Source organism: Streptomyces sp. WAC03905 (assembly GCF_057371075.1).
This window is the reverse complement of sequence record NZ_JBXYDZ010000002.1, coordinates 80,375-93,080: the sequence shown is the minus strand read 5'-3', so window position 1 is coordinate 93,080 and position 12,706 is coordinate 80,375. Positions and strand designations below refer to the sequence as shown.

Annotated in this window: 7 protein-coding genes and 4 pseudogenes; 8 read left to right on the top strand and 3 right to left on the bottom strand. The window is 68.0% G+C overall.

What is annotated here, in order from left to right:
• Positions 1 to 239 precede the first annotated feature (239 nt).
• The 6 genes and pseudogenes from AC2RP6_RS01070 to AC2RP6_RS01045 all read left to right on the top strand — a co-directional run bounded on the left by AC2RP6_RS01070 (position 240) and on the right by AC2RP6_RS01045 (position 9,020).
• Entirely contained in the window at positions 240 to 731 is a 492-nt protein-coding gene (locus AC2RP6_RS01070) for a hypothetical protein (RefSeq protein ID WP_486444395.1), read from the top strand.
• Between the two features lie 4 nt (positions 732 to 735).
• Positions 736 to 1,398: a DUF5987 family protein gene (locus AC2RP6_RS01065; protein WP_486444394.1), complete on the top strand. Its 663-nt coding sequence runs from the start codon at positions 736 to 738 to the stop codon at positions 1,396 to 1,398.
• Positions 1,395 to 2,978, top strand: a complete 1,584-nt coding sequence (locus tag AC2RP6_RS01060) for a GMC family oxidoreductase N-terminal domain-containing protein (RefSeq protein WP_486444393.1) — start codon at positions 1,395 to 1,397, stop codon at positions 2,976 to 2,978. Before AC2RP6_RS01065 ends, AC2RP6_RS01060 begins: the two co-directional genes overlap by 4 nt.
• A gap of 1,754 nt (positions 2,979 to 4,732) precedes the next feature.
• The gene (locus AC2RP6_RS01055) at positions 4,733 to 6,358 is read left to right on the top strand and encodes a replication-relaxation family protein (protein ID WP_486444392.1); all 1,626 of its coding nucleotides are present in this window, start codon (positions 4,733 to 4,735) and stop codon (positions 6,356 to 6,358) included.
• A gap of 58 nt (positions 6,359 to 6,416) precedes the next feature.
• Positions 6,417 to 7,618 (top strand): IS3 family transposase gene (locus AC2RP6_RS01050; protein ID WP_486444613.1). Its coding sequence is split into 2 segments (ribosomal slippage): positions 6,417 to 6,708 and positions 6,708 to 7,618, totalling 1,203 coding nucleotides; the frame shifts between segments, so codons are not numbered across the junction.
• A gap of 113 nt (positions 7,619 to 7,731) precedes the next feature.
• Positions 7,732 to 9,020 (top strand): annotated as a pseudogene (locus tag AC2RP6_RS01045) (IS3 family transposase).
• 185 nt (positions 9,021 to 9,205) lie between these two features.
• On the opposite strand, the pseudogene AC2RP6_RS01040 reads toward AC2RP6_RS01045, so the two are convergent.
• Positions 9,206 to 9,337 (bottom strand): annotated as a pseudogene (locus AC2RP6_RS01040) (IS110 family transposase); the annotation flags it as partial.
• A 213-nt stretch (positions 9,338 to 9,550) separates the two neighbouring features.
• Here AC2RP6_RS01040 and AC2RP6_RS01035 point away from each other — a divergent pair.
• On the top strand, positions 9,551 to 9,907 hold the full coding sequence (locus tag AC2RP6_RS01035; protein WP_486444612.1) for a transposase: 357 nt from the start codon (positions 9,551 to 9,553) through the stop codon (positions 9,905 to 9,907).
• Here AC2RP6_RS01035 and AC2RP6_RS01030 read toward each other — a convergent pair.
• Positions 9,860 to 10,470 (bottom strand): annotated as a pseudogene (locus AC2RP6_RS01030) (IS110 family transposase); the annotation flags it as partial. The gene AC2RP6_RS01035 and the pseudogene AC2RP6_RS01030 sit on opposite strands and share 48 nt — an antisense overlap.
• Positions 10,471 to 10,853: 383 nt before the next feature.
• On the opposite strand from AC2RP6_RS01030, the gene AC2RP6_RS01025 reads away from it, so the two are divergent.
• Entirely contained in the window at positions 10,854 to 12,056 is a 1,203-nt protein-coding gene (locus AC2RP6_RS01025; RefSeq protein ID WP_486444391.1) for an IS110 family RNA-guided transposase, read from the top strand.
• 63 nt (positions 12,057 to 12,119) lie between these two features.
• On the opposite strand, the pseudogene AC2RP6_RS01020 reads toward AC2RP6_RS01025, so the two are convergent.
• A pseudogene (locus tag AC2RP6_RS01020) lies at positions 12,120 to 12,682 on the bottom strand (transposase); the annotation flags it as partial.
• Between the last annotated feature and the right edge of the window lie 24 nt (positions 12,683 to 12,706).

Genomic DNA, 12,706 nt, shown 5'->3' with positions numbered 1-12,706 from the left:
ACTGGCGGGTAGTTGTGCTTCATCCTCGGTGTCTGGCTCTCCGCCTGCGATGTAGCGGCGGGCTTTCCTGAGCGACGCCCCTATTTGTTCCGCTTCCAGGAGGTCCCGTGTCCCCTTCACGCCTGCGTCACCTTCTGCTCGCCTGCGCCTTCGCCCTGGGGGTGTGCACCGCAACCGCCTCCCCGGCCGCGGCCGTCCCTACCGAGACGGCTGCATCCTCACCCCCATCGTTAACTGTGGTGGGCCCGTTCAGCGTGCCGGGCTTCGCCGCTATCTGTACCCGTCACACGTTTGGCGAGGCGGAGAAGCCGCCGTGGTGGCTGGCGTTCACCGATCCGCTGTGTGTGAAGTACAGCAAGCGCGACATCACCCTCGACAACGGCGGTGCGCTGACGTTCTTGCTCGCCGAACCAGCCCGGATCGCGGCCCCGCTGCTCACCTGCCACTACTACCAGAAGGACCACTGGAGCGTGCAGTCCACCACCGGTGCGGTGCCGTGGGTGGCCTGGGACGGCCAGTACTGGTGGGACAAACACAGTCAGCGCGCCGGAGCACGTCTGACCAACTTCCGCATCAACGGCATTTCGGTCGGCATCGGCGACGCCGTAATCGCGCTGCGCCCGCTCTATCCCGATCTTGCCGACGCGCTCGCCGCCTACGGCACCGCTTCTGGGGAGAGCGGCCTGACGACCACGCTGCCGTTCGACCTGCGCTGTGCTCTGGGCGGGTGAACCGGTGGTTTCTCGGACTCCGCTGGACCGGCGGGGCCTGCTCAAGGCCCTCGCCGCCACCACTGCCCTCCTGGCCGCCGGGCCGCTGAGCGCAGTGCCCGCTGAGGCAACCACCACGCTGGGCACCTGGAACACCCAGACCCTGGAGGCATTCGCCGACACCCTCATCCCCGGCCAGCGCCGCTACTCCGGTGACCTCGCAATCGCCGGGGCCGTCACCGGACCAGGAGCGGTGCAGGCCGGCGCCCTGCAAGTTCTCACCTACCCCCAGTTGCCACTGGCCCCGTGGCTGCCGGGTATTGCCGCTCTGCTCGATGCTCGGGCGCTGGCCTGGGCTGCCAGTCAGCTCATGCTCCTCCCACCGACGCGGCCCGCGTTCGTCGGCCTGTCGTTCAGCCACCGCACAGCCCTGGTCACCGGCCTGTTCGACCCCGACGACCCGGACCGGCCAATCTGGCAAGTCATGGCCCTACTGGTCGGCCTGGCCTTCGACACCGCCGCCCATCAGGCCACTACCACCGCACTCGCCAACGGCCACCCCGGTCTGTCCTGGATCGGCTTCCCGGATCCGGACGCGGACGGTTTGTGGCGCTTCCCGCAGCACTCCTACAACCGGCTCCTGGCTGATCTGCATCCGCAAACCACCGCCTCGGGGAGCCCGGCATGAGCGCCCAGACCACCGACGTGCTGGTGATCGGCTCCGGCTTCGGCGGCGCCATCCCCGCCTACTACCTCGCCGCCGGCGGAGCCCGCGTCACCATCCTCGAACGCGGCCCCCGCCTCGCCGCTACCGACTTCTCCCACGACCTGCGATTCGGCACCTACACCCGCATTGTGGACGTGATCAAGGGCGATGGGATCTCGGTAGTGGCTGGAAACTGCGTCGGAGGCAGCAGCGTTGTCTACTTCGCCGCATCCCTGCGCGCCCCATCCTTCATCTTCGAACGCCAGGGAAGCCTCGGACGCCGCATCTGGCCCGCCGCGCTAACCCGGGACGCACTCGATCCCTGGTACGAGCGGGCCGAGCAGGCCCTGCCCACCACCCGCCTAGACTGGACTTCCATCTCCTACGCAGGCGGCGTCCTCGCCGCCGCCTGCCACAGGGCCGGACGCACCTGCAACCCGGTGCCGGTCGCCGTCGACTTGGCCCGCTGCACAGACTGCAACTGGATGCTCTCAGGCTGCCGCTTCGACGCCAAACGCTCCATGCTGCTCAACTACCTGCCCGCCGCCGAAGCCCACGGCGCCACCATCCACCCCCTGCACGAGGCCCAGACCGTCGTCCCGTCTTGGATCGACGATTACCGGTACGCGGTCAGCTACACCGTGCTGGACCCGACCGATTACACCTGCACATTTCAGACCGGCACCATCCACGCCAAGATCGTCGTCCTGGCCGCTGGCGCCGTCGGCACACCCGTCATCCTGCAACGCTCCGCCCTGCCCCTGGGCGGCATCCCATCAGCCGTCGGACGCTACTTCTCCGGCAACGGCGACCGCGTCAGCGTCGCAGCCATGAACGAAACTAAGGTCCGTGACCTGCTAGGGCTGTCCCGCCCGGATGGCACCGCTTACGCCGCTCTGCCGATCGGTAAACCCATTACCACCGCCACCTACGACCACCTGGACCCTAAAGCGCCGGAGTTCACCCGGTTCACCCTGCAGCAGATCTACTTCCCACCCATCACCAACACCCTCGCCCGGGCTACTCTCGCTCCCGGCTGGTTCGGCACAGGCAAACGGCAGCTCCGGAGGTCCTGGCGGTCCTGGCTGACCCTGCTCGCCATGACTGAGGACGACAACGAGGGCACCTTCGGCCCCCCACCCCTCACCGGAGGCTTCACCCGACTCGCTCCCGGCCTCGGTCTGGGCACCATGACCTACACCCCCACCACCCACACTAAAACCGGCTGGAACGCTGCCGATACCGAACTACGCGCCATCCTTCAGAAAGACGGCCTGGCCACAGTCCGGCCTTGGACTGAACAGGTCGGCGGAACGGTCACCGCACACCCGCTGGGGTCCTGCCGGATCGGCGACGACCCTTACACCTCAGCACTCACCGATCAGCACGAACTCCGTGGACAGCCAGGCCTTTTCGTCACCGACGGCGCAGCCGTCCCCACCTCCCTCACCGTCAATCCTTCCCTGACGATCGCCGCACTCGCCGAACGCGCCACCCCAGCGATCATCACCCGCGCCCGGCAGGCCGGCATCCCGGTCAGCCACGGCGCCCCACTGCCCTGAAGCTCACTACCTGGGGCAGGTGTCTGCCTGCCCCAGAGGTCGTGGCTACTCGGCCCCAGGTCTCCAGGACTCGGCTCGGTGAAGCGGGTTTGATCGGCCACCCTGGTCGCCCAAGCGCTGCCCGGGAGTGCAGTCGCTCGAGCGGATAGCCGGCCGTGCGCGCGGTGGTGGTGGTGGTGTCGGCCCTGCCCCTCACGTCCATCGCATCCGGCTTGCGGGCACCGCGGACGTCGAGCTGCACTGCGTGTCGCACGTGGGGACGCCAGGTCTTGCGCATCGCGGCCGCGTAGTCCGCCGGAATGCCGTACAGCGATACCTCCTCCACGTCCGGGACATGGTGCAGCAGAATTCGTGGACCCGATGGTGCGCACCATTCCACCGACTTGAGGCCACCGCACCGTGTGGAGACCACCGTGCCCGGCATCCGCTCCACCGAGTGGAGACCACCCGGTGGAAGTGGACGCCATCGCCCGAGACGATGGGGTCCATCCACCCGGTGTGTACCTACTGCATTTCCCCTTGACGTGGGCCCGTGTCAAGGAGGGATGTGCCGCCACCCAGCCGGTCCACTCCGCCGCACCGACCCACCGGATGCGCACCTCCACGGGTGCGCCGGCTGGGTTGGTGCGCACCGGATGGAACCGCACCGCACCGCACCAGCGCACCGGTGCGCATCGTGCGCGTGGCTACGGACGCCCGGTCATGGACTGCACGGTGTGTGCCCACTTCAGGTGTTCGTTGCGCATGGTCTCCAGGGCGGCGTGGGTGTCTACGTGGGCGGCGGGTCGGGGATGACGTTCTCGACGAAGCGGATGATGCTGCGGGCGATGCCCAGCACGGCCGTTGTGGGGGAGTCGCGCGTCCAGTCCCGTAGGGCGGACAGCAGGATGCATCCGACCTCGTCCAGGGCGAAGGAGTCCGAGGCTCCCCGTCGCCGAGGACCCCCGTGATGGGGAAGACGATGTTCTCAGCGAGGCGCAGCAATACGAAGGCCAGCTCGGGAGTAGCCGACGTGCGTCCGGAGGCGTGGTTCCCGCCGCCCGTCTGCACGGCGAGAAGGTAGTCGAAGGCGCGATCGACCTCTTGCGGGGTGAGCGGGGTGCAAGGCGGGATCAGGATGGCATGGAGGTCTCCTCAACTGGGTGACGTCGCTCGGATCACGATGACTCCCAGCAGCCTCGAACGAGCACCCTGTGGACAGAGGACAGAGAAATCTCCCCTCCGCCGGATGCGGACGAATCAGGACTGCAAGGGCCAAAAAGGGCCCCCTTGTCCAGCTTGGCCGGTCCGACCGCGAGCCCGGCCCTGACCTCTTGTCCAGGTCCGCTACCGACCCGCCCGCCGCCGGGTTTCTCCTTGACCTGGCCACGGTCAGGCCGCGGACAAGTGGTCACCTGCACGCTGCTCCTTCGCCCCGGCCGCCCCGGCCGGGGCAGCGAAGGAGAGCAGACGATGACGAGCACTCACCCGAGAGCCGACGGGCAGCGGCACCGCGCGGGCCGATCGGACGTGAAGGCCGGACCGTGGGGGTGGCAAGCCCGAGGGGGATCCCTGGGTGCCCACTTCGGATGCCCCTCGGGAACCCCCTTTGGTGCCCGGTACCTGGGGGTAGGGGAAAACCCCTTGTCAGCGCGGTGATGAGCGCGAAAACGGCATCGTCACACCCCTCGGAGGCCAGCCCCGGCCAGCCGCGGCCAGCGGCGCCGGTCGGCCGGCGGCCGGTCGCGAGCAACGACGGAGAGGGAGCAGGGCTGATGACGGGGAAGAGGATCACCAACCCGGCGGGGTCGACGAACAGCTACCGCGGCGACGTGCCGCGCGTGCTCGGAGCGCTGAAGGTGGCCACGACGGATCAGATCCAGCGGATCGGCGCTCCGCACCTGACGTTCCGGCACGCCGACAAGCCAACCCCGGCCAAGCAGAAGCAGGCCCGCACCGCCTCGCACACGGCCGCGCTCTCCGACATGCGGGGGCACGGCCTGTCCGAGAACGGCGGCTCCACCGAGACCGGCGACACCCTGCGGAACCTGACCCCCAAGGGCCTCCTGGCCGCCTCCTACGAGCTGAACCGGCCGGCGACGGAGACGGGCTCCACCGCGCGCGGCGCAGGCTCCAGCGGGGCCTCCCACCCGATGGCCGTCAACGAGACCGTGATCGCCATGCTGCGCCCGAAGCCGAACATGGCCAAGCTCACCGACGACCCGCCACACGTCCAGGCCGCCGCCCAGGCCGCCGTCGACTCCCCGGACGGCATCGCCACCATCGCCTCTTACTGGACCGAAGTCCCGCTCCCGGCGACCGGCACGTGGAACGCGCCCGGCAAGGACGGCGCCCAGGCCGACCTCGTCCTCACCGCACCGCAGGACCAGGTGCCGCTGCTGTTCATCGAGGTCGACAACTGCCACGAAACCGCCGAAGAGCTCGCCGCCAAGCTGGAGAAGTACGCCCACTTCTTCAAGCGGAAGATGAAGGACACCGACGGCAAGGAGCGCCCGATATGGCGCACGCACTGGACGGTCCCCGAGGGCCGGTACGGCGATGCGCCGCATCCGCCCATGCTGCTGGTGTTCAACCGCGTCGGCGAGCGCAACCCCAACCGCACCGTCCCGCGCCTGCAAGAGCTGACCCGTCACCTGTGGCAGGGGGAGCGGCAGCGCAGCGGCCACCATCTCTACGACCGGAAGATCCCGATCATCGCAGTCGGGCTGAACCAGCTACGTGAGCACGGCCCGGCCGGCCCGGTCTTTCTCCGCTTCGGACGCATCCACCCGCAGCCGCTCCTGGAAGCGATCGGCAACCCGCGCCGCGAGGCCGCCAACGCCCGCGAGCAAGAGGAGGCCAAGGCCCGCGCGGCGGAATATCAGGCACGGGTACGGCGCGCGGCACAGGAGCACGACGCGAAGAAGGCGGCCGCAGCTGCACGGAAAGCCGCTCAGCGCGAGGCCCGCCGGCCTACCTGCGCCAGCTGTAGAACGCCGTTCACCGACGAACGCTGGGAGGCCGTGGAGAAGACGCACTGTGGAGAGCTCGTCGGCACCCACCGCAGCTGTGCGACGGCTGCAAGCACCAAGCTGTCGCCGCCACCAAGGAGCGCCAGGAGCCGGTGCACAGCGAGGCAGCGGCGGACGACTTCTGGCCCGCCCCCCCCAGCGCCCCGTCTGCACCGAATGGGGTACCGCGTTTACCGACGAACGATGGAAGGCGACCAAGCCCGTCGGCTGGGGTTCCTCCCCGGCCAAGCACCCGTCTCTGTGCGGGGACTGCGACCAGCGGTACGAGTCCGACTCGGACCGGGCCTGGGGTGTGAGTCCCCGACATGGCGAAGACCTCCGGTGTGGTGGAGCTGTCTAGGACGGCACCACACGGAGGCTGGGCCTTGACCCCTGATCCTGGACACACGAGACAGTGGATCCTGAGGATCTGAAGGACGGACATCTCGTGGTCATGAAGAACTGTCCGCCGCAGTTCAGGGCGGACGCGGTCGCGCTGTACCAGTCACGGCCCGGAGCGACGATCAAGCAGATCGCCGCCGATCTGGGAATCAACCCCGAAACCCTGCGCAACTGGATCCGAGCCGCTGGCGCGAGCCGGCCCCGCGGACACCAAGCGCAGGCGCCGGCCCAGCCGGCGGTGCCGTTGGAGGCGGAGAACGCCGCTCTTCGGATGAAGATCCGCGAGCTGGAGGAGGAGCGCGAGATCCTGAGGAAGGCGGCGAAGTATTTCGCCGGGGAGACGCGCTGGTGAACCGCTTCCAGTTCGTCGCCGACTACCAGCGCCGGTACGGCGTCAAGCGGTTAAGCCGGATTCTGGGGATCGCCCGCTCCAGCTTCTACTGCTGGCGCGCGACAGCCTCCGACCGAGCCGCCCGCCAGGCGGCCGACGCCCGGCTCGCCACCCGAATACCGGTCGTGCACCAGCAATCGGACGGAACCTACGGCGTCCCCAGGATCACTGCCGAGCTCCGAGAGGACGGCGAGCCGGTCAACCACAAGCGGGTCGCCCGCATCATGCGGAGCATCGGGCTCGCAGGCCTGCGGCTTCGCCGCAGGCACCGCACCACCGTCCCCGACCAGGCCGCGGCCAACGCCCCCGACCTGCTCGGACGTGACTTCACCGCGACCGAGATGAACACGAAGTACGTCGGCGATATCACCTATCTACCGCTGGACGGTGGGAAGTTCCTCTATCTGGCGGCCGTGATCGACCTCGCCTCACGTCGCCTGGCCGGCTGGGCGATCGCCGGTCACATGCGCACGGAACTCGTCACCGACGCCCTGGCCGCGGCCCGGCGGACCCGCGGCAGCCTGACCGGTGCGATCATGCACACCGATCACGGCTCGCAGTACAAGAGCCGGGCATCCGCCGAAGCCTGCACGTCAGCAGGAGTGATCCAGAGCATGGGCGCGATCGGGTCCAGCGCGGACAACGCGCTGGCGGAGTCTTTCAACACGACCTTCAAACGCGAAACGCTCCAAGACAGGAAGGCACGGTCCAGCGAGCGCGAGGCCCGCCTCGACGCCTTCCGATGGCTCCACCGCTACAACACCCGACGCCGACACTCCCGCCTCGGACAACGCAGCCCGATCGCCTACGAGACGGCAGTCACAACAACATCACCTACACTGGCCCAAGCCGCATAGCCCGTGTCCAGGACTCGGGGTCAAGGCCCGGCCTTCCCGCCGAGTTCCGGTCACCCTGAACCGTTCCGGCTTCTCTGCCGCTCCGTTGTGAGACATCAGTGAAGGATGGGGCTATGCCTAGAAGGATTGACTCAACGCTTCGGAGTCAGGCTGTGCGGCTGGTGACGGAGCATCGTTCGGAGTACTCCTCCGAGCGCGCCGTCCACATCCAGGTCGTCGATTCCCTCGGTGTCTCGAGGGAATCGGTGCGCCGCTGGGTCACCCAGCACGAGATCGACAGCGGTCAGGCCGCGGGCGTCAGCACGGACGAGCGCGAGGAACTCAAGCGGTTGCGGGCAGAGAACAAGCGGCTGCGCGAGGTCAACGAGGTGCTGAGGTCCGCGACGATTTTCTTCGCGGGGGAAGTCGCCCCCCGAAACCGCTGATCGTGGCTTTCGTCGATCAGATGAAGGCCGTCGGTCACGCCGTCGAGTCGATCCCGGCCGTGCTGAACACGGCGGGGGCTGAAGATCACGGCACGAACCTTGTGGGCCTGGTGTGCCCCGGCAGCGGGCGGGAACGAGCCCGCGGGCCCGGACCGTGAGTGACGCCCTGGTCGAGGACGTCGTCCGGTCCCTGGTCTTCACCCCCAACGCGGCCGGGCAGCGTGTGCTGGCTCCGGAAGGGCTCTATGGGCGACGCAAGATGCTGGCCCTGCTCCGCCGGACCTGCTGCCCGGGGCCGGGTTCGGGGCCGTCGACCGGGCCATGCGCTCACCCGGTCTGTCCGGCGTGGTCCGCGGGCGAAGACCGAGGACCACGATTCCCCAACCCGGCTGACACACGGGCTCCGGACCTGCTGGACCGCAACTTCACCGCGCCGGCCCCGGACCAGAAGTGGACAACCGACTTCACCTACGTCCGCACCTACCAGTCCTTCACGTACGTGGCGTTCATCGTGGACTGCTTCTCCCAGAAGATCGTCGGCTGGCAATCCTCCGTCAGAAAGGACGTGGAGCTGGTCGACGTGCCGTTGCGGATGGCACTGTGACGCCGCGGCCACGAGGGAAACCCCGTCCCACGCGGCCAGTTGATACACCCCAGCGATGCCAGGTCCCAATACACCAGTGGGCGCTTCACCGAGCACCTGCACATCGAGGGCATCCGGCCCTCGATCGGGAGGGTCGGGGACGCCTACGACAACGCCCTGATGGAGACGATCAACGGCCTCTACAAGGCCGAGTGCATCCGAACCAAAGGTATTCCACGACGGGCCCTGGAGGACCGTCTCCGACGTCGAGTACGCCACCGCCTCCTGGGCCGAGTGGTACAACAACCGCAGGCTGCACTCCACTCTGGGCATGATCAGCCCCACCGAGTACGCGGCAGCACACTACGCTGACACAGAACCACGAGCCGACTGATCACCGGCCAACAAAACACCGGCAGAAAAGTCGGAACGGTTCAGTGTGGCTGTCGTGAGCGATGACGTGCCTGTTGGGGATTCGAGGGGCGAGGGCATGCGGCCGTGTGACTTCTGTGGTCATCCGGTCGTGATCGACTCGGTCGACGAGCGTGACTGCCCCATGTGCGGTGAGGTTGCTGAGGATCAGGCAGCCGCGGCTGGCCGGGACTCGTAGAAAGTCCCGTCGCGGAGCATCGCGAAGGGGACGTCGGCCCGACGTCTGGCGAGGCAGAGCAGGGCCTGGGTGTGGTGCTTGCCCTGGGCGATCTTCTTGTCTTAGACGTGTCCTATGTGGTGAGGCGTTGTTGTCGGTATGGGGCGGGGTAGGTGGAGTTGGATTGTTCCGGATGGGCTGTGGGAGATCGCGGAGCCGCTGATCCCACCGTCGAAGGTGCGGTCTCAGGGTGGTGGGACACCGGATACGCCTGATGAGACGTTGTTCGCGGTGATCATCTACGTGCTGGTCAGCGGATCTGGTCGAGGGCCGGCGTGTGGGGTCGGCTGCACGAGGAGATCTTGCACCGCCTCGACGACGCCGGCCTCCTCGTCTTGTCCCGCGTGGTCCTGGACTCTGCTCATGCTCGCGCTAAAAGGGGCGAACTCACAGGTCCGAGTCCCGTGGACCGAGGCAAGCCGGGCTCCAAGATGCACGTCCTGTCGGACGCGGCCGGACTGCCCCTCCTCGTCGGCGTCACCGCGGCCAACACCCACGACAGCCTCGCGCTGAAACCCATGATCACGGGCAACCAAACGAGACACGACCCCCACCGCGGCCGCCACTTCAAACCCCGGCGTCTGCACGCCGACAAGGCGACGCCGTCCAGCCTTGCGGATCTGGGCCGGTGACCCGAACCGCTCCAGCAGCGTGAGGACGGCCGGGTGCTGCAGCCGCGGCCCCAGCACCCGCTCCAGCGACGGATGGATCTGCGTGAGCAGGCCGTGTAGCCGGTTGGTGACGCGGGCTTCGTCGGCCAGGTCGTCATCGAAGCCGACGATCATCTCCAGCTCGGCGATTGTCTCGTGCTCGCCGTCGATCGCCCACAGCGTGTGAAGCATCGCCCGGGAGGCGTCCGCGATGCTGAACGCGTCTCTCACATCCGCTTTGGCCTCGCCGGGATACAGATCGGCGATCCGCCGCATCGTCAGCCCTGGTAAGTAGGCGACTGGGCAGCCCATGTCCCTCGCGATCGCCAGCGCCAGGGCGCCGATCGAGGCCGACTGGTCGACAACGACCAGCACCGTCCCGTGCTTGGCCTGGAGCTTCGCGAACAGCTCGCGGAGCTTGGGCTCGGTGTTGGGCAGGCGCTTGTCGAAGGCTTTCTTCCCGGCCGGGGTGACGGCGGTGGCGTGGTGTTCGCCCTTGCCGACGTCCAGGCCGTGAAGACGTCGATGTCGCTAGTGTCGATCACGTGCAGGCCCCTCCATCACGCTTCCGGCCGGCCTTGCCTCGGCACCGAGCTGCCACACCCACGTTACGGAGAAGCTCTTCCGGCTCGGGTGAAGCCGGTGCAGCCCCTTATCAGCGGTCCGTCGATGCCTGCGGGCCGGTGCCCCCCCCCATTACCGTTCTGGTGGCCCCGCAATGGGGCGCCCGGCCTCCGGAGTCGGTATGACTTTCTCCCCCTGTCGAACGCATGGCCTGGGGGGTGGTGTCACCGGCTCCGGAGGCATCGACAGACCGCTGATTAGGGGCATGACCACCGACCTTTCCGCAGGTCGGGAGGCTCTTCGTAATGTGGATGTGGCGATCGGTGCCGTGGGACGGCCGGGCAGGGACGACCGGAGGACGCACGTGATCGACGTCAGCGACATCGGTGTCTTCCTCGGCCTGGACGTCGGCAAGGGCGAACACCACGCCACCGCCGTCACCCCGGCCGGGAAGAAGGCCTTCGACAAGCGGCTGCCCAACAGCGAACCCAAGCTCCGCGAGGTCTTCGGCAAGCTGCAGGCCAAGCACGGAACCGTGCTCGTGGTGGTCGACCAGCCGGCCTCCATCGGGGCCCTGCCCTTGGCGGTCGCCCGGGACATGGGCTGCCCGGTCGCCTACCTGCCCGGACTGACAATGCGGCGGATCGCCGACCTCTACCCAGGCGAGGCCAAGACCGACGCCCGCGACGCCTTCGTCATCGCCGACGCGGCCCGCGTCATGCCGCACACCCTCCGCTCGGTCGATCTCGAAGACGAGACGATCGCCGAGCTGGAGATGATCGTGGGCTTCGACGACGACCTGGCCGGCGAAGCAACAAGGATCAGCAACCGGCTGCGGGGCCTGCTGACACAGATCCACCCGTCGCTGGAACGGGTGCTGGGCCCGCGAGTGCAGCACCCGGCGGTACTCAGGCTTCTCGACCAGTTCGGCTCCCCTGCCCAGATTCGCAAGGCCGGACGCCGACGGCTCGTGACGCTGATACGCCCGAAAGCACCGCGGATGGCCGAGCGACTGGTCGAGGACATCTTCACCGCCCTGGACGAACAGACCGTCGTCGTTCCTGGCACGGACGCGGCCGCGCTGATCGTCCCCAGCCTCGCCAACTCGCTGCAGACAGTGCTTGACCAGCGGAAACTCCTCGCCGCCCGGATCGAGGAACTGCTGGAGGCACACCCTCTTTCCAAGGTCCTGACGTCCATGCCGGGGATCGGCGTCAGGACCGGAGCACGGATCCTCATCGACGTCGGCGACGGCACTTCGTTCCCGTCCGCCGCCCACCTCGCCGCCTACGCCGGCCTCGCCCCGGCGACCCGCAGCTCGGGCTCCTCGATCCGAGGCGAACAACCCTCCCGCCGCGGAAACAAGCAGCTCAAACGGGCCTTCTTCCTGTCCGCGTTCGCGGCTCTGGCCGACCCGACGTCCCGGGCCTACTACGACAAGAAGATCAGCCAGGGCAAGCACCACACCCAAGCCCTCCTCTGCCTCGCCAGACGCCGAACCGACGTGCTCTTCGCGATGCTCCGCGACGGCACCTTCTACGAACCCCAACCCGCCCCCACGGGTTGACGAAACCCATAGGGGCCCCCCCGGATCAGCAACCGAAACAAAGGGGGAATCGCAATGATGAAGTCAAGCCGCCTGCGTGACGGGTGGGGCGGAGGTGAACAGCCTTCCGTCACGGAGCATCGCCCACAGGACATCGACCCGGCGCCGGGTGAGGGACAGCAGAGCCTGGGTGTGCAGCAATCCTTCGGCCCGTTTTCTGAGGTAGTAGTCCCTGGAGAGGCCGGGCCGCATCATCGAGGCCTGGGCGGACATGTAGAACAGCCAGCGCAGACGCCGGTTGTAGTGCCTGGGGCGGTGGTAGTTGCCGGTGCGGCGCCCGGAGTCCCGGGCGACCGGCGCCAGGCCGGCATGGGATGCCAGGCGTCCGGCGTCTTTGTAGCCGGACAGGTCACCGACGATGGCGACGAACTCGGCCCCGAGGATCGGGCCATGCCGGGCATGGACTCGATGATCTCGGCCCGCTCGTCCGAACGGAAGGTCTCACGGATCTCCCGTCGTTGTCTTTGATCCTCTCGTCCAGGGCCACCAGCTGGTGGGCGAGGTCGCAGACAAGCCTAGCGGCCTGCTTCTCAGCGGGCAGCGCGATCTGCTGGGACTGCCGCGGCCTCGACGGCCTTGGCCACAGTGATGTTGGCTCCACGGAGAGGAGG

What these genes read in the sequence shown, in the direction of transcription:
- AC2RP6_RS01055 (WP_486444392.1), top strand. Translation starts at nt 4,733, where the DNA reads ATGACGGGGAAGAGGATCACCAACCCGGCGGGGTCGACGAACAGCTAC.
- AC2RP6_RS01060 (WP_486444393.1), top strand. Translation starts at nt 1,395, where the DNA reads ATGAGCGCCCAGACCACCGACGTGCTGGTGATCGGCTCCGGCTTCGGC.